Origin of the sequence: Cryobacterium sp. PH31-L1 (assembly GCF_030063145.1) — a bacterium.
In the GTDB taxonomy this organism is placed as follows: domain Bacteria; phylum Actinomycetota; class Actinomycetes; order Actinomycetales; family Microbacteriaceae; genus Cryobacterium.
The window spans coordinates 296,266-313,231 of sequence record NZ_JASISM010000006.1 but is presented as its reverse complement, the minus strand read 5'-3'; the positions used below and the strand labels follow the sequence as shown (position 1 = coordinate 313,231).

Genomic DNA, 16,966 nt, shown 5'->3' with positions numbered 1-16,966 from the left:
GGAGCACATTCTGGCTGACCCGTAGCGCGATTTGAGCCTCGGCACCAGCCTGTGCATAACTTAAACGGGATTGTAGCAATCCGGTCTAGGGTGACCGCATGCGAACCCGACCGCGTCGTCACCCCCTGCACAAATCGGTGCTCATGACTGCAATGGTGCTTATCGCTGCCGGCACGCTCAGCGGATGCTCAGCCACCCCCGCTCCGTCCCCCAGCGACACCCCAAAGCCAGTCGCTGCGGCAACGGCAGCGCCGACCGCCACTCCACCAGTCTTCACCACAAGCGACGAGGCCCTGGCAGCCGCGGAGGCCGCCTATTCGACTTACCTTGCGGCTGGCGACAGAGCCGGTGCCATCGGTTCCGAGTCGTGGAATAGCTACCTATCGTTAACGACTGGCTCGGAACTCGCTGGCGTGGTCGCGGCCAGAGAGGATCTCGTCAGCAGAGGCCGCGCGTTGACAGGCACCACATCATTCGATTCCATGACCCTTCAGTCGTCAAGCGCAACACCCGGCGCGACCTGGGAGATCCACACGTATGTGTGCATCGACGTGAGCGGCAGCACCATGATCGATGCCGCCGGGCGCTCAGTCTCCACACCCGATCGACAAGTGCGATGGCCGATGGTTGTCGTGTTCGTCACTTCATCGAGCCATTCCAATCAACTTCTAGTTTCGGAGTCCCGAGTATGGTCCGGTTCAAATTTCTGCTCGCCGTAGGCGCCCTAATCGGTGTCACGTTGAGCGCAGCCTTCATCCCACCTTCATTCGCCAACGAGGAACTATGCACCCCCGCAACTCTGAGCGCGGAGACGTGCCCAACACGTGCAATTGTCGTAGGTCCGGGCGTTGACCTGACCGCGGAAGGTACTGGGACGTCGGGTGGCAAGTCTGGCGGGTCTGCCGGCCGCGCCGGGACCGGCCCGACGGTAGCCGAGATTTGCGCACACCCCGCCGGCCAACTGACCTCGGAGCAGGAGTGGACACTCTGTGGCTCCGGCGACTTCCCCGTTGTCTCACGGCACCCCGAGTGGCCAATCACCCTCGCCGCCCCGACCACACCCTGCACAGGCTGCTCGCCCGACACGATCATCCGGGTCACCGACCTGCAGAACTTTCCCGCGCCCGCTGCCGCGACGGGCATGGAGCCCAACGGCTGGGCCATCGTCGGACTGGCCGCCAATTTCTGGGCCGGAGCATCCGCTCAAATCGGCGACGGACTCCTGCTCGGCCAACCCGCCCAGGTTCTATTCACACCGATCGGCTACCGCTGGAACTACGGCGACGGCAGCACCGCGTCGAGCCCCACCGGCGGCGCCAGCTGGGCGAACCTCGGCCTGGCCGAATTCTCCACCACCCCCACCAGCCACAAATACACAGCCAAGGGCACCTATTCAGTCACCCTCACGGTCGACTACCGAGCCGCCTACAGCTTCGGTGACCAGGGCTGGCGCCCCGTCGAAGGAATCGTTACCGTGCCGTCCGCCCCATTCACCGTCGTCGCCGCGAAGGAATCCACCGTGCTCGTGGCCGAAGACTGCAACGCCAACCCTCACGGTCCCGGCTGCTGACGCGCTCAAATCACTACCTCTAGAGTTCGCGGCGTTTTGTTGTAGGTATTCTTCAGCGGCCGGTGCGCACGCAATTCTAGATTTGAAACCATGACCGACACCGTTCGCTCGAGCACCCGTACTCGACGTATTCTGCCCGCCCGCGATCTCGCCCAGATTGCCATTTTCGCCGCCCTCATCGCGGCGCTCGGCCTGGCGGGACCACTCAACATCGGGCCGGTACCGATCACCCTGCAGTCCCTCGGCGTGATGTTCGCTGGGGCCATCCTCGGCCCGCGCAAGGGAACCCTCGCCGTGCTGTTGTTTCTCGTGCTGACGGCCGTCGGACTCCCCCTGCTGGCCGGCGCGCGCGGCGGCATCGGCGTGTTCACGGTGAGCCCGGCGGCCGGCTATCTCTACGGCTGGCTGCTCGGCGCGTTCGTCACCGGTTACCTCACCGCCCGGCTGCTGCCGAAGTACCCGTTCTGGCTGGCCCTCGGTGCCACGATTCTGGGCGGAATCGTCGCCGTCTACCTGGTCGGCGTTCCTGTCATGGCCCTGAACCTCGGCCTGCCGCTGTGGACCACGTTGGGCCTGAACGTCGCGTTCATCCCCGGCGACCTGATCAAGGTCGTGCTGACCGTGCTCGTCGCCCGCCAGGTACACAAGGCATACCCCGGGCTCATCGCGAGGCCGTTGGGTCGTCAGGCCCGAGCGTGAGCATCATCCATTTCGAGCGGGTCGGGCAGTCCTTCGGCGACCGCACCGTGCTGCACGATGTGAACCTCAGCCTGACCGAGCATCGCATCGGTATCGTCGGCGCCAATGGTTCGGGCAAGTCCACGCTGGTGCGCATGATCAATGGACTCGTCACGCCGACCAGCGGCATCGTGACGGTGGATGGGCAGAATGTGGCCCGCCACGCCCGGGATGTGCGCCGTAAGGTCGGGTTCATCTTCACCAACCCGGACAATCAGATCGTCATGCCCACCGTGCAGGAAGACGTGGCATTCACCCTGCGCCGTCGCGGCCTGTCTGCCGCCGAGATCGCCGAGCGCACGGCGGTGGCCCTCGAACAGTTCGGGTTGAGCGAGCACGCCGACCATCCGGCGCACCGTCTCTCCGGCGGTCAGAAGCAGTTGCTCGCCCTCGCCGCCGTGCTGGTGGCGGAGCCGGCCACAATCGTGGCCGACGAACCGACTACCCTGCTCGACGCCCGCAATGCCCGACGCATCTCCGAACTGCTGCAGACGCTCCCCCAACAGGTCATCGTGGTCACCCACCATCTGCACCTGGTCGAGGAGTTCGACCGCGTTATCGTGATCGAAGACGGTGCGGTGGTCGCCGACGGCGAGGCCGCCGAGTCCCTCGCGGCCTACCGCGCCCTGTTGCAGTGAAAGCTGTTGCGGTGAAAAGCCGCGCATGATCGGCCTCTACAGCCCCGGAACCTCACTGATTCACCGGGCACCGACGCTGCTGAAGTTGCTTCTGCTCTCGCTCTGCGTGCTGCTGATCGGTACCTCGTCTGACCCGTGGGTCGCCAGCGGCGCTGCGGCAGGAGTCGTGCTGTTGTTCCTCATCGCCCAGGTGCCCCTGCGCGCGGCCGTCGCCCAGATCGCGCCGATTCTGCTGATTCTGTTGGTAGCCGTACCGATCCAGGGTCTGCTCTCGGGCTGGACCGTCGCCGCGCTGATGGCCGGCCGCCTGATCGTTGCCGTGGCTCTGGCCGCCCTGTTCACGATGACGACAACGGTCACCGCGGTGTTGGAAGCATTCCAAACCCTGCTCCGTCCATTCAATCGATTCATCGACGCCGACCGGGTGGGGCTGTTGGTGGCCCTGACCATCCGTTGCATTCCTCTCGTCTCCGACATCGTTCGCGAGGTGCTCGAGGCCCGCACGGCCCGCGGTACCCGGGGCTCACCGTTGTCGATCGCCGTTCCGGTGGTCGTGCGCTCGCTCTACGCAGCGGATGCCCTGGGCGAGGCGCTGATCGCCCGCGGTCTCGACGACTGACGTGCGCTGGGCGGCGCGCCGTCGCATCCACTCAGCCGGTTCATAGGCGAATAGTGGCAGAGTGGGCACTTGGCCGTCGCGCCACGAATACATTCATCAATCAGTGCTTGCCCACAGCTCCGTTCTCGAAAGAGGCCCCGTGTCGAAAATTCCTGCGCTCCTGACCATTGTGGGGCTCACGCTCGCTCTGACCGCCTGCGGAAGCAGCGACACTCCCGAGGCAACCAGTTCCACCCCCGCCGCGGATGCCGCCTTCAGCGAGTGCACCGCACCCGGCGCTGTGTCCGATGGTGTCGACGTGACCGGCGACTTCGGCGCCGTGCCCGCGTTCAAGTTCGCCGAGCCGTTGACTCCGGCGGCCACCCAGCGCACGGTGGCGATCAAGGGCACAGGAACCACCGAGGCCGGTGCGGGCTCGTTGGTCGGGGTGTCACTCTCCGTCTACAACGGCACGACCGGCGCGACCGTGCAGGAAACGACCTACCCGACTAGCGGTGCGAGCGAGACCATCACGGTGGGCGAAACGTTCCTTGCCGGTCTGGTGCGGGCCGTCAACTGTTCCGTTGAAGGCGACCGCATCGTAACCGTCAGCACGGCGGACGACGCGTTCGGCGCAGACGGAAATACCCAGCTCGGAATCGCCGCCGGGGACTCGGTCGTGTTCGTCACCGACGTCATCTCGATCACGAACCTCGCCGACCGGGCTGACGGCGCCGACCAGCCAGTCGTGGCTGGACTGCCCACCGTTGAACTCGCCGAGAACGGCGCTCCCACCATCACCATCCCCGATACCGACCCGCCGACGGCCCTGCAGATCGCCACGACGAAGCTGGGGGATGGCGCCGTCGTCGCCGACGGCGACACCGTGTCGGTCGAATACACCGGGGTTGTCTGGGCGACCGGCAAAACCTTCGACTCGTCCTGGACCACCGTTGGACCGGCCACCTTCGTCACCAGCCAGGTCGTCACGGGCTTTGGCGCCGCGCTCGTCGGCCAAACCGTCGGATCCCAGGTGATTGCGGTTCTGCCACCGAGCGAGGGCTATGGCGAAGCGGGCAACACCCAAGCCGGCATCAGCGGCACGGACACCCTCGTATTCGTCGTTGACATTGTCGGCACGGCGGCAACGCCGGCCGCGTAGCGCAGTCTCCAGACGCCGTCTGTCGACCTTCCAGTCGGCGGGCGGTGTTTTTTGTGCGGAACACGACCCATTTCCTGAGTGCCTGCCCAGCCGCACAGGGGCGCGCCGTGAGAGTGTGGAGTCAGACACACATTTCTGCCCGGCACCCCGTCGGGCTCGAGAATCCCCACGAAAGAGGCTATTCACCTGACATCCACACTCGCATCCACGTCGACCCCCACCGAATTCCATGTCGCCGCACCCTCCGTCGCTACTATCACCAGGGCCGTGAAGCCGGCGAACATTGACGAGTACGTTGCCGCTCCGGTCGAGCCGCTCGCGAGCGTCGTCACCCTGCTGCGCGACACGTTCGACTTGGCCCTGCCCGAGACATCGACGGAACTGTGGCACGGGCATCCGGTCTGGCTCGACGACGAACTGCCGATCGCCGGTTTCAAGGCGTACCCCACCTTTGTCACCGTGTTGTTCTGGCGCGGCCAGGCCATTAAGGATGACTCGGGCAAGCTCAATGCAAGCGGATCCGCCGAGATGAGCGAGTTCAAGCTTAAAAGTGTCGACGACTTCGACAGCGAACTGTTCGACGGCTGGCTGCAGCAGGTGCGTGAGCTCGAAGCCGCGTAACTCGCCAGCTTAAACAGAACGGCCCGCGTCCAAGGACGCGGGCCGTTCTTCGTGCAGAATCCGTGACTAGCTGGTGAGGCTGTCCACGTAGTCCTGGTTGTCTTCGATCCACTTGGCGACGATCGGTCCGAAGTCGTTGCCGTCATACTCAACGAACATGGCGTTCTCGAGCGAACCGAGCTGGTCGAGGTCCATGGTGAAGTTGGACAGCCACTTCGCGGCCTGGGGGTAGTCCGCCTCCATGGTTCCCTTACCGTAGGCGTGCAGGCCCTCAGCGTCGCCGAGGGTTCCCTCGGGGTCTGTCAGGTTCTTGAGTCCGATGGAGCTGTAGACCCAGTGCGGCTGCCACAGGGTGACAACAATGTTCTCGCCGGCCGACGTTGCGGCGGTGAGTTCGGTAAGCATGGCTGCCGTCGACGACGTCAGAAACTCCATGTCCTCCAGCCCGTAGGTCGGGATGACCTTGTCGGTCACGGCTGCAGTGAGCCCTGCGCCCGGCTCGATGCCCACAATCCGGTTACCGAACAGATCCGCGTTTGCCGCGAGCTCGGTCAGGGAGTCGATCGGGGCGTCTTCATTCACGGCGATGGTGAGCGACGCCTCATCGTTCCAGGAGCCGAGGTCGGTGAGGTCAGCCCCATATTCCTTGATGAAGTTCGCGTGGGTGCTGGGTGCCCACACGTCCAGGGTGAAGTCGTAGTCACCGCTGGAGAGACCGGAGAAGACCGGAGCGACATCCGCGTATTCGAGCTCGGCGGTGTAGCCCTTCTCATCGAGAATGGCCTTCCACAGCTCGGAAGTGGCGATGCCCTCATCCCAGCCATTGAACACTGCGATAGTGATGGCTTTCTGGTCATCGTTGCCGTTGCCGACCGTGGGGACTTCGTCGGTCGAAGCTGCGCATCCGCTCAGGGCGAGCGCTCCGACGGCTCCGAGGGCGAGAATGGACTTGTATCGGTTCTTCATATGTCTTCCTTTCGTGCCACCTGCTGTGGGTGACTGGGGTTGACTCGTGGTGCATACGACCGAGGCCGTACTGGTGAACGAATGCGGTTGCAATCGTAAATTTGTGGGAACGGTTCAGACGCGAGCGGGTTCGGCGGGCGCGGCAGTGGATGCACTGCCAGGCACCTCAGCGGCCGAGATATCCGGCTTTGTCTTGGCGCGCAGGACGAGGCGAATGGTGCCGAACATGCCCGTGGAATGCGTATCTCCGAGCGACGCAGTGATGCGGTCCAGGAAAATAGCGAGAATCACCACGGCCAGACCGGCTTCGAAGCCGAGTTTGATATCAATGCGATTCAGGCTCGTGACAACTTGCTGACCGAGCCCGCCCGCGCCAACCATGCCGGCGATAACAACCATAGACAACGACAACATGATGACTTGGTTGACACCAGCCATAATGGTCGGGGTAGCCAGCGGGAGCTGAATCTGCCGCAAAATGCGCATCGGGGAGGCGCCGAACGCCTGCCCAGCTTCCACAACTTCCTTGTCAACGCTGCGAATGCCGAGCTCAGTCAAACGAACGCCGGGTGCCATGGCGAAAATGATCGTCGCCACGATACCGGGTACCACTCCGACTCGAAATAGAATCAGCGCTGGAATGAGGTAGACGAAGGCCGGCATGGTCTGCATGAAGTCTAGGATCGGCCGAATGATGTTCGACGCGATGTCGAACTTGGCAGCGAGGATACCCAGCGGCAGGCTGATCGCGATCGCAATCACGCTGGCAACGAGAACGAGAGCCAGGGTATCCATGGCATTGGCCCACTGATCGACGCCGAGAATGACGACCAGGCCCGCAATCGTTCCGACGGCAAACTTCCAGCCACGAAGACCGAGAGCGAGCAGCGCCAGTACGATCATAATTGCCCAGAAGGGCGGTGCGCTGAGCACGAAATCTACCGCTTCGTAGGCGCCGTCGAAAATGTATTTAATGAAGTCAAACACAAAACCGAAGGTCGCCGTGATGTAGTCCACGAAGGACTCGACATAGGAACCAAGGGGTAGGCGAAAGTCAGTCATGCGCGGGCTCCTTCGGCATCGCTCGGCGTATCGTCGGCGGTCTCCGCCAGAATGTCGGTGATCTGGCTGATCGAGATGGTCGACGGCGGCATCACCACGGGCAGGGCGCCGGTGTTGGTGCTGACGTTGCCGATGGCAGCGAGCAAGGTAACGCGCGGAATAACACCGAGCAGTCGGTTCTTGTCATCGACGACGGCGATGGGCAGTTCGCTCTCGACCGAGGGTTCAACCAGGTCGACCAGGGCAGTTTCGGGCAAGACCGCCGTGGCGTCATCGCGGATGATGCCGCGCAGGTCGGTCTCACCGCTCTTGACAAGCTTCAGCACGTCACGGTCACGAACGATTCCGGCAAAACTGCGGTCACGGTTGAGCACAAAAGTGACGGATGTCTGCAGGTCGCGCATCGTGCGCAGCGCGGCCCGGGGGCCGGCCGTTTTGGTGATGACTGAACGCACAGGCTCCATCACGCTCGCGGCGGTGAGTACGCGGGCCCGGTCGACGTCCTGCACGAACTGGGCGACGTAGTCATTCGCCGGGTCGGTGAGGATCTCTTCGGGGGTGCCGATCTGCACGATGCGGCCGTCGCGCATCACGGCGATGCGGTCGCCGAGGAACATGGCCTCGTTGAGATCGTGGGTGATGAAGATGATCGTCTTACCGAGTGCGGCCTGCAGCTCAATGAGCTGCTCCTGCATTTCCCGGCGAATAAGCGGGTCGAGGGCCGAGAAGGCTTCGTCCATGAGCAGCACGTCGGTGTCGGCGGCGAGGGCTCGGCCGAGGCCGACTCGTTGTTGCATTCCCCCGGACAGTTCGGACGGCAGGTTGTCGGCCCAGCCGGCCAGGCCGACCAGATCGATGATGGTCTGCGCTTTCGCGAGACGATCTACGCGGTTCATGCCCTGAATCTCGAGACCGTAGGCCACGTTATCGATCACCGTGCGGTGCGGTAGCAGGGCGAAGTGCTGAAACACCATGGAGATGCTTTTTCGGCGAACGTCGCGCAGTTCCTTGGCGGACACGCCGGTAATGTCGGTGTCGCCGACGGTCACGATGCCGGAGGTGGTGTCCCACAGTCCGTTGAGCATGCGAATGAGGGTGGACTTGCCCGAGCCGGACAGGCCCATGACGACGAAGATCTCGCCCTTTTTCACCTCGAAGGAGGCGTCGATGACGGCGGCCACTCCCAGGGACGAGATCTCGGCGCGGCTCTTACCAGCCTTCAGCTTCTTGACGATTTCGTGCGGGCGACGCCCGAAGGCCTTGTAGAGGTGGTCTGCCTTGACGGCAATGGTATCGGTGGTGCTCTCGGTCACGCGTTCTCCGGTGCACGCCGAACGTAGCCGATTTTACGGCCGACACTGTGGCGTGCTCTCTTGTCGGACGGGTTGGCACCAATCGGCCCAAACGCGACAATCACGGTGACGTGATTCAGCGCGGACTGGAGCAATCATGGGATCGCATCCTTCGGCACCACACCATACGAAAGCGGCCGTTCCATCTCAAATGGTGGCTACGCCTGCGCGTCCTGGTGAAGGGTTATAAGACCGTCAACAATCCTAACACAGCCACTTTTCGGTCAGCCGAAAAACAGGCATGAAAAAGGGGTGCCGCCCGGGAGGATTCCTCCGGACGACACCCTTAGCGCGAGTCTAGTGCTCACTATTTCGCGCAGGCGCGCTCCAGCACGTCGGTCTGCGCGGCATTCTCGGTGCTGCGCTGGGTCTCCGCAGCGCTCACGTGGCCGTGTGTGAGCATGGTGCGCTCATCGAACGGTTCGAGCTTATCGAGGACACGGTCGACCTGCCCCCGGTCCATTTCCTTGGTCCAGGAGCCGATCATGACGGTCGCCACGGCGTTGCCGGTGAAGTTGGTCAGTGCGCGCGCCTCTGACATGAAGCGGTCGATGCCCACGATGAAGCCGACGCCGCCGACGAGTTGCGGGGCGTGTGCCTGCAGTCCGGCGGCCAGGGTAGCCAGACCCGCACCGGACACTCCGGCTGCGCCCTTGCTGGCGATGATCATGAAGACGAGCAGGCCGATCTGTTCGCCGAGGGCGAGCGGCTGGCCGAGCGCGTTCGCGATGAACAGAGACGCCATGGTGAGGTAGATCGCTGTGCCGTCGAGGTTGAACGAGTAGCCGGTGGGCACGGTGACACCGACCACGGGCTTGGAGATGCCGAGGTGTTCCATCTTCGCGATCAGGCGGGGTAGAGCTGCCTCGGATGACGAGGTCGAGAAGATCAGCAGGTATTCGCGGCCGAGGTAGCGCATGAGCTTGAAGATGTTCACACCGGTGACGATCTTGAGCAGACCACCGAGGATGACCACTATGAAGATGATGCACGTGATGTAGAAGGCGACCATGAGGGTGAACAGGCTGATCACAGCTTGAATGCCGGTGTCGCCGACGACCGCGGCGATGGCGCCGAAGGCACCGATCGGGGCCAGCCACATGACCATGATCAAAATGCGAAAGACCAGGGCCTGCACGTGCGCGATTCCCTCGAGAATCGGCTTACCGGCCTTGCCCATCTTCTGCAGTGCGAAACCGGCGATGAGTGCGACCAGCAGGGTCTGCAGAATGTTGCCGCTGGTCAGCGACGAGAACAGTGTGGCAGGCACGATTCCGAGCAAAAACGACTGGGTGTCGGCCGATTCGGTGGCCTTGAAAGTCGCATCCGTGAGGTTGATGCCCTCTCCCGGGTGGACCAAGTTGCCGACGACCAGGCCGATGCCGAGCGCGAAGGTCGACATGACCAGAAAGTAGCCGAGGGCCAGTCCACCGATCTTGCCGACGGTGGCGGCCTTGGCGATCGACCCGATGCCGAGGATGATCGTGCAGAAGATGATCGGGGCGATCATCATCTTTATCAGGGCGATGAACAGGGCACCAAGCGGCTTCAGCGAGACAGCGAAGCCATCGGGGCCGCCCCAGACCAGGCCGACGACGATGCCGAGCACGACGGCGACGATGACGGCCATATAGAGGTAGTGCGACGAGTCGAGCTTCTTCTTGGGCTTGGCGGATTTGCTAGGTTTGGTATGGGTTGATGGCGTCGATGCCATGTCAGACTCCTATGTCTAGGCTAAACCTCGCCCACCACGGGCTCCGGCTACTGCAATGCGTTCCACACTGGCCGATGTGCCCCGCGAGGTCACGGTTGCGGTCATATTGTTCATGAGTCCACGAGACTCCACAGACGAGAGGTGTCGGCAGAATGCGCAGGGAGTGGAGCATCGCAAAAAGGCTCTTTTTCGCGAACGCGCTGTTCATCGTCGTACTGACCGTCTTTGTCGCCACCGCATTCTTCGTCGATGCCCGCGACCGCGGCTACATCGAAACCAGCGACCGGATGCTCGCCGTCGCCACGGCAATCGCCGACAGTCCCCTGGTGCTCGCGGCGAGCGAGTCCGCCGACCCGAGTCCGACCCTGCAGCCCTATGCCCTGAAATTGACCCGAGACGCCGGCCTCGACTTCATCACGATCATGGCTCCGGACCGCACCCGCTGGACCCATCCCACGCAGACAGAGATCGGCAAGGAATACATCGGCGCGATCGAACCGGCACTCTCCGGAACAGCCTTCACGGAAATCAGCACGGGAACGCTCGGGCCATCCGTTCGCGCCGTGGTACCGGTAACGGATGCCGACGGCACTGTTCGCGCGCTGGTCGCAGTCGGTACCACCACCAGCAACGTCACGATCGCCCTGAATGCCCGACTGCCCTCGGTGCTCGGACTGGCGCTCGGGCTACTCGCGTCGGGATCCGTGGTCTCCTGGCTGCTCGGTCGCTACCTGCGCCGGGTAACGCTCGGGTGGGGTCCCGAACATCTTGCCCAATTGTTCGTCTATTACGACTCGGTGCTGCACTCGGTGCGGGAAGGGCTCGTGCTGGTGGACCTGCACGGCGATCTCGTGCTTTACAACGACCAAGCGGCGCGGCTGCTCGGTATTCCGTCGCGGCCGGCCGCTGACAGCGCCACTCCCCCGCCCACCCTGGCCGAACTGAGCCTGCCACCGAGCCTCGGTGCGCTGCTGCGCAGCGGTCGTTCCGCGCACGACGAGATTCATGTGACCGGCACGAGGGTGCTCGTGGTCAGCCAGGAGCCCGCGCTGGCTTCGGCGAGTCGCTCCCGGGCGACCCCGATGGGCTATGTGGCGACGATTCGTGACCATACCGATCTGCAGACGCTCGGCAGTGAGCTGCAGTCAATGCAGACCCTCTCCGATGCATTGCGGGCGCAGACCCACGAGCATTCCAACCGCTTGCACACGATCGTGTCGCTCATGGAACTCGGCCGCACCGATCAGGCTCTCGAATTCGCCACGAAAGATCTCGAGCTGAGTCAGCAGCTGGCCGACGAGATGGTCGGATCGGTCGATGAACCGGTGATCAGTGCCCTGATCATGGGCAAATCGGCACAGGCCAATGAGTTGGGGATCACCCTCACCGTCACCGCATCTGGCACGCTCGCCCAGTCGGGGCTGTCCATTCAGGATTTGGTGACCGTGCTCGGCAATTTGGTCGACAACGCCCTCGACGCGGCGGCCGCCGGCGCGGACCCTCGCCGGGTATCGGTTACCGTTTCGTCGACCGAGCAGGCCGTCACCATCGAGGTCGCTGACAGCGGAGCCGGTGTGGGGCCGGAGTTGATCGACGATGTACTGCTGCTCGGATTCAGCACTAAGGGCGGCGGCGCCGCGGGTCTGGGCGCCACGACGCCCGGTCGCTCGGTGGGTGGTCGGGGTCTCGGCCTGGCGCTGGTTCGGCAGGCTGTGACTCGCCTCGGCGGCACGCTCACGATCGGGCGACGCGAGGGTGCCGTCTTCACGGTCGTTATTCCCGCCGACATACGCGCAAGTCACGCCCAGGCCGACCATGTCTGAGACGGTACCGCCCATTCGTGTGCTCGTCGTCGAGGACGAACCGCTCGCGGCCGAGGCCCATGCCGTCTATGTCGGGCGGCTGGCCGGGTTCGAGCTCGTCGGAACGGCCGGTACCGGCCAGGACGCGTTTCGCCGGGTCGCGGCGGCCGCCTCGGCCGGCACTCCGATCGACCTCGTGCTCATGGACATGAACCTGCCCGACAGCCACGGGCTCGACGTGAGTCGGCGTATTCGGGCGGCCGGCCTGGCCACGGACATCATTGCCATCACCGCGGTGCGCGACCTGGACAATGTGCGCGGGGCGATCGCGGCCGGGGTCGTGCAGTACCTGATCAAGCCGTTCACCTACTCCACTTTTGCCACGAAACTGTCCAGCTACCGGGACTTTCGTGCGGAACTGAACGCGCAGGCATCCGTTGTGACGCAGTCAGCGGTCGACCATGCCTTCGCAAGTCTGCGGGCGCCGACCGATATCCCCAGGCCCAAGGGGCTGGCCGATTCGACTCTGACCCCGGTGGTCGCCTACCTGCAGGCGCAGGTCGCGCCGGTGTCGGCGAGCGAGCTGATGGAGCCGCTCGGGTTGTCACGGGTGACCGCCCGCCGCTATCTCGAGTACCTCGCCGACGCGGGCCTCGTTCAGCGCGCACCCCGCTACGGCACGCCGGGGCGCCCCGAGAACGAGTACAGCTGGAGGCGCGGGCGCTAGCGGTTGGTGAAGACCGGCTTGCGCTTTTCGACGAAGGCGGCCATCCCCTCGCTCTGGTCGTCGGTGGCGAACACGGAGTGAAACAGGCGACGTTCAAAGTGGACGCCCGCCCCCAACATCGTTTCGTAGGCCGCGTTCACGACCTCCTTGGCCAGCATGGCGATCGGCGCCGATTTCGCGGCGATCTCGGTCGCTGTGGCGAGGGCGTCGGCGAGGAGTTCGGCGGCCGGCACTATGCGGGCGACAAGGCCGGCGCGTTCGGCTTCAACGGCGTCGATGGTGCGGCCCGTGAGGATCATCTCCATCGCCTTGGCCTTGCCGACGGCGCGGGTGAGGCGTTGGGATCCGCCCATGCCGGGAATGACGCCGAGCTTGATCTCGGGCTGGCCGAAGGTGGCGGTGTCGGAGGCGATGATGAAGTCGCAGATCAGGGCGAGTTCGCAGCCGCCACCGAGGGCGTGGCCGGAGACCGCGGCGATGACCGGGGTGCGCACGGCGGCGAGGCAGTCCCAGCCGGCGAACCAGTCCCCCAGGTACATGTCCATGTAGCTCATGGTCGACATTTCCTTGATGTCGGCGCCGGCCGCGAAGGCCCGCTCAGAGCCGGTGATGATGATCGCGCCGATCTCGGGGTCCGCGTCGAGCCGGGTCGCGGCACCGACGACGTCCTGCATGGTGGCGAAGTTGAGGGCGTTGAGCGCCTTCGGGCGGTTGAGGGTGATCACGCCGACCCGGCCGTGGCGCTCGAGCAGAATGTTCTCGTAGCTGTCGGCGGTGTTGGTCTCGCTGGTGTTGGTCTTGGTGGTGTCGCTCACGCGGTGGCCTCTCGTTCGGTGGTCTGTCTGGTTTCGTTTATGAGACTGCGCGGCAAGCGCAGTTCGCGCTCTCCCAGCGGCGCGAAATAGGCCTGCACGTCGGCGTCGAAGACGTCGGCCAGCGTACGGGGCTGCCACGCCGGGTTGCGATCCTTGTCAATGACCTGAGCGCGAATACCCTCGATCACATCTGGGCCGTCCACCATGCGCAGCGATACCCGGTATTCCTGTTCCAGCACCTCTTCGAGTGTGGCGAGGTCGCCGGCGCGGCGGAGGGATGCGAGGGTGACACTGACGGCGGTCGGTGACTTGGCCAGGATCGCGTCGGCGGCTTGCCCGGCTGCCGTGACCGATGACTTCTGCAGGCGGTCGATGATCGTGGCCACATCGTTGCCGACGTAGCACTCGTCGATCCAGGTGCGCTCGATGAGCAGTGGTGCCGGGGGCGCCGGGGAGGCGAACTGCGCGATGGCGGCGGCAGCGGGCATCCGGGTGAGGGCATCGACCAGGGAATCGAGTTCGGCCGAATCGACGAAGCTGTCGGCGAGGCCGAGGGCGATGGCGTCGCCGCCGGTCATGGTTACGGCGGTGAGGGCGAGGTGGGTGCCGAGTTCGCCGGGGGTGCGCGAGTACAGGTAGGTTCCGCCGACGTCGGGCACGAAGCCGATGGTGGTTTCCGGCATGCCCAGTTTGGTACGTTCGGTCACGACGCGGTGCGAAGCGTGACCAGACAGGCCGACTCCCCCGCCGAGCACGATGCGATCCATCAGGGCGACGAACGGTTTGGGGTAGCGCTTGATCTGGGCGTTCAGGGTGTACTCGTCCGCCCAGAATCGGGCGTTCTCGTCGGGGTCGGTTCGTGCGTCGCGATAAATCGAGACGATGTCGCCGCCGGCGCAGAGCGCGCGGTCGCCGCTGCCGGTGAGCAGCACGGTCTGCACGGCGGGGTCATCGGCCCAGTCAGTGAGGGCTGCGGCGATGGTGCGGATCATGCCGTGCGTGAGAGCGTTGAGCGCTTTCGGCCGGTTCAAGATGATGCGGGCCAGACGGCCGTCACGCTGCAGGAGCACGTCCTTGTCATCAGAAACGGATGCGCCCGTCATCGACGCCGCTCTCGTGCTGTCATCGGAGGGTGCGTCGATCGAATCCGTGCGGGGCATAGAGACCTTTCCGCGTCGCTGCGGGTCGGAGGTGCGGTGCGGCCCAGTCTAACGAGGTGCGGTGGCCCGACATTCTTCATGGCGCGTATTGGAGAAGTTGGCACGTGTTCAAACCAGTGCCGCCTTCTCACGCACGTGCCACGAGAGCAGATCCGATGCGCAGGCTCGAGAAGGCCACAAAAAAAGCCCCGCCGCACTGCAAAAGACAGTGACAACGGGGCTGGTGGTGCACCCCCCCGGACTTGAACCGGGAACCCACTGATTAAGAGTCAGTTGCTCTGCCAATTGAGCTAGAGGTGCATATGAAAGCCGGGAATGACCCGCGGCAACGTGTAACCCTAACACCCCAAGAGGGCTCGATGCGAATCGAGGCGGGAAAGCGACCGTGACCGGCATCCGCTCACGAAATTACTATCCTTGGAAGGGTGACCGAACCGCGAATTTACGCCCTCTCCGACGACCTCCAGCTGGCCTTGACGCTGGCCGATGCCGCCGACGCCATCTCTAGCGCGCGCTTCACCGCGCTCGACCTCGTCGTGACGACCAAACCCGACCGCACCCCGGTGACGGATGCCGACCAGGCCGTCGAACGCGCCATCCGTGCCCTAATCGCCGCCGAGCGCCCCGACGACGGCATCCTCGGCGAGGAGTTCGGCACTGCCGGTTCGACCACCCGCCAGTGGATCATCGACCCGATCGACGGCACCGCCGGGTTCCTCCGCGGCATCCCGATCTGGGCCACCCTCATCTCCCTCGCCATCGACGGCGTGCCCGTTCTCGGCGTGGTCAGCGCCCCCGCCCTCGGTAAACGCTGGTGGGCCGCGGCCGGCAGCGGCGCCTGGTCGAGCGACACGCTCCCAGCAAGCGCCGGCCAAGCGGATGCCGCCCCCACTCGCCTGCACGTCTCCGGCATCGAAACCCTCGCCGAAGCATCCATCAGCTACGGCAGCCTGCAGCAGTGGGACGCGGCCGGGCACCTCGACGAGCTCGTCACGCTATCCCGCCAGGTTTGGCGCACCCGTGCCTACGGCGATATGTGGTCGTACATGCTGCTGGCCGAGGGCCACCTGGACGCGGCCGGGGAATTCGACCTGCAGCCCTACGACATGGCCGCCCTCGCCCCGATCGTGCAGGAGGCCGGCGGCACGTTCACCTCGGTCGACGGACGGCCCGGTCCGTGGCACGGCAGCGCCCTGGCTACGAATGGCCTGCTGCACGCGGCGACGCTCGCGGTGCTGAACCCAGCACCGCCGAGTTAGACCGACGCACCCGGATCGTCGGGGAAGATGCCGTTGCGGGCATTGCGCGCGTCGAGCCGACGTTGCCGCCAGGCCCGGGGGTTCAGCAGCAGAATGGGCTTCGGAATGCGCAGCGCGTAGCCGGTCGGCAGGATCCAGCCGTAGCGCTTGGCGAGCAGTGACAGCCCCGCGCCGCTGAGGATGGCCACGGCGGTGCCGATCGCCACAAACCCGAGCTTGCTCAGGATGACCATCTCTGTACTCGCCAGCAGGGCGCTCGTGGCATAGAGCGTGTTACCACCGAAAATCGTCGGCACCTTAAGCAGCATGATGTCCCGCACCATGCCACCACCGACCGCCGTGATGATGCCGAGCAGAATGGCCGGTAGCCAGCCGAGGCCCGCCTCAAGCGCTTTCTGCGCGCCGACTGCCGACCAGCAGCCCACGGCGAGCGCGTCGAGCAGCAGCAGCACGCGGCGAGTCCAGCGTCCGTTGAACGTCACGAAATAGGCGATGACCCCGCCCAGAATGGCACAGATCAGGTAGGCCGGGTCGACCAGCGCCGCCGGCGTTCCCTGCTGCAGCAGGGTGTCGCGGATCATTCCACCGCCGAGCCCGCTCATGATCGCCAGCACCACAAAACCGACAATGTCGAGACGGGCGGTGCGAGCAGCCACACCACCGAGAACGGCATTGGCGAGCACGCCAGCCAGGTCCACGAAGCGGATTACCTCAAACAGCGTCTCCGACTCAGTGTTCACTTGCCCCATTCTCTCTCATATCCGCCCGGGCCACTGGCGCAC

Annotated in this window: 17 protein-coding genes and 1 tRNA gene; 9 read left to right on the top strand and 9 right to left on the bottom strand. The window is 64.6% G+C overall.

Going from position 1 to position 16,966, the window contains the following annotated elements; all coding sequences use genetic code 11:
• Positions 1 to 490 precede the first annotated feature (490 nt).
• Complete coding sequence (locus QMF22_RS13995; protein ID WP_283454606.1) at positions 491 to 661, bottom strand: hypothetical protein; 171 nt, start codon at positions 659 to 661, stop codon at positions 491 to 493.
• Positions 662 to 688: 27 nt separating this feature from the next.
• Between QMF22_RS13995 and QMF22_RS13990 the strand changes: the two genes are divergently transcribed.
• From QMF22_RS13990 to QMF22_RS13965, 6 genes are all read left to right on the top strand, one after another.
• Complete coding sequence (locus QMF22_RS13990; RefSeq protein ID WP_283454604.1) at positions 689 to 1,570, top strand: PKD domain-containing protein; 882 nt, start codon at positions 689 to 691, stop codon at positions 1,568 to 1,570.
• Between the two features lie 90 nt (positions 1,571 to 1,660).
• Positions 1,661 to 2,269 carry a biotin transporter BioY gene (locus tag QMF22_RS13985; protein WP_283454602.1) on the top strand — a complete coding sequence of 203 codons (609 nt, stop codon included), beginning with the start codon at positions 1,661 to 1,663 and terminating at the stop codon, positions 2,267 to 2,269.
• A complete protein-coding gene (locus QMF22_RS13980) occupies positions 2,266 to 2,946 on the top strand; it encodes an energy-coupling factor ABC transporter ATP-binding protein (RefSeq protein ID WP_283454600.1) in 681 nt (226 codons plus the stop codon). The genes QMF22_RS13985 and QMF22_RS13980 overlap by 4 nt, the downstream gene beginning before the upstream one ends.
• 25 nt (positions 2,947 to 2,971) lie before the next feature.
• Positions 2,972 to 3,565 (top strand): energy-coupling factor transporter transmembrane component T family protein, encoded by a 594-nt coding sequence (locus QMF22_RS13975; protein WP_283454598.1) that lies wholly within the window; start codon positions 2,972 to 2,974, stop codon positions 3,563 to 3,565.
• A 139-nt stretch (positions 3,566 to 3,704) separates the two neighbouring features.
• On the top strand, positions 3,705 to 4,706 hold the full coding sequence (locus tag QMF22_RS13970; protein ID WP_283454596.1) for an FKBP-type peptidyl-prolyl cis-trans isomerase: 1,002 nt from the start codon (positions 3,705 to 3,707) through the stop codon (positions 4,704 to 4,706).
• 267 nt (positions 4,707 to 4,973) lie between these two features.
• A complete protein-coding gene (locus QMF22_RS13965; RefSeq protein WP_283454594.1) occupies positions 4,974 to 5,327 on the top strand; it encodes a DUF1801 domain-containing protein in 354 nt (117 codons plus the stop codon).
• A gap of 66 nt (positions 5,328 to 5,393) precedes the next feature.
• On the opposite strand, the gene QMF22_RS13960 is transcribed toward QMF22_RS13965, so the two are convergent.
• The 4 genes from QMF22_RS13960 to QMF22_RS13945 form a co-directional block, all read right to left on the bottom strand.
• Positions 5,394 to 6,293, bottom strand: a complete 900-nt coding sequence (locus tag QMF22_RS13960; RefSeq protein ID WP_283454592.1) for a glycine betaine ABC transporter substrate-binding protein — start codon at positions 6,291 to 6,293, stop codon at positions 5,394 to 5,396.
• A 114-nt stretch (positions 6,294 to 6,407) separates the two neighbouring features.
• Positions 6,408 to 7,355, bottom strand: coding sequence for an ABC transporter permease (locus QMF22_RS13955; protein WP_283454589.1), 948 nt, complete (start codon positions 7,353 to 7,355; stop codon positions 6,408 to 6,410).
• Entirely contained in the window at positions 7,352 to 8,668 is a 1,317-nt protein-coding gene (locus QMF22_RS13950; RefSeq protein ID WP_283454587.1) for a quaternary amine ABC transporter ATP-binding protein, read from the bottom strand. Before QMF22_RS13950 ends, QMF22_RS13955 begins: the two co-directional genes overlap by 4 nt.
• Positions 8,669 to 9,014: 346 nt before the next feature.
• Entirely contained in the window at positions 9,015 to 10,421 is a 1,407-nt protein-coding gene (locus QMF22_RS13945; RefSeq protein WP_283454584.1) for a cation:dicarboxylate symporter family transporter, read from the bottom strand.
• Between the two features lie 152 nt (positions 10,422 to 10,573).
• Between QMF22_RS13945 and QMF22_RS13940 the strand changes: the two genes are divergently transcribed.
• Together QMF22_RS13940 and QMF22_RS13935 are read left to right on the top strand one after the other, a co-directional pair.
• Positions 10,574 to 12,244 carry a sensor histidine kinase gene (locus QMF22_RS13940; RefSeq protein ID WP_283454582.1) on the top strand — a complete coding sequence of 557 codons (1,671 nt, stop codon included), beginning with the start codon at positions 10,574 to 10,576 and terminating at the stop codon, positions 12,242 to 12,244.
• Complete coding sequence (locus QMF22_RS13935; protein ID WP_283454580.1) at positions 12,237 to 12,950, top strand: response regulator; 714 nt, start codon at positions 12,237 to 12,239, stop codon at positions 12,948 to 12,950. The genes QMF22_RS13940 and QMF22_RS13935 overlap by 8 nt, the downstream gene beginning before the upstream one ends.
• Here QMF22_RS13935 and QMF22_RS13930 read toward each other — a convergent pair.
• The 3 genes from QMF22_RS13930 to QMF22_RS13920 all read right to left on the bottom strand — a co-directional run bounded on the left by QMF22_RS13930 (position 12,947) and on the right by QMF22_RS13920 (position 15,225).
• Complete coding sequence (locus QMF22_RS13930; protein WP_283454578.1) at positions 12,947 to 13,765, bottom strand: enoyl-CoA hydratase; 819 nt, start codon at positions 13,763 to 13,765, stop codon at positions 12,947 to 12,949. The two genes, QMF22_RS13935 and QMF22_RS13930, sit on opposite strands and share 4 nt — an antisense overlap.
• Positions 13,762 to 14,925: an enoyl-CoA hydratase/isomerase family protein gene (locus QMF22_RS13925; RefSeq protein WP_283454576.1), complete on the bottom strand. Its 1,164-nt coding sequence runs from the start codon at positions 14,923 to 14,925 to the stop codon at positions 13,762 to 13,764. Before QMF22_RS13925 ends, QMF22_RS13930 begins: the two co-directional genes overlap by 4 nt.
• A 224-nt stretch (positions 14,926 to 15,149) precedes the next feature.
• Positions 15,150 to 15,225 (bottom strand) — tRNA-Lys (locus tag QMF22_RS13920).
• 125 nt (positions 15,226 to 15,350) lie between these two features.
• Here QMF22_RS13920 and QMF22_RS13915 point away from each other — a divergent pair.
• Positions 15,351 to 16,184 (top strand): inositol monophosphatase family protein, encoded by an 834-nt coding sequence (locus QMF22_RS13915; RefSeq protein ID WP_283454574.1) that lies wholly within the window; start codon positions 15,351 to 15,353, stop codon positions 16,182 to 16,184.
• Here QMF22_RS13915 and QMF22_RS13910 read toward each other — a convergent pair.
• The gene (locus tag QMF22_RS13910; RefSeq protein WP_283454572.1) at positions 16,181 to 16,924 is read right to left on the bottom strand and encodes a trimeric intracellular cation channel family protein; all 744 of its coding nucleotides are present in this window, start codon (positions 16,922 to 16,924) and stop codon (positions 16,181 to 16,183) included. The two genes, QMF22_RS13915 and QMF22_RS13910, sit on opposite strands and share 4 nt — an antisense overlap.
• Positions 16,925 to 16,966 lie beyond the last annotated feature (42 nt).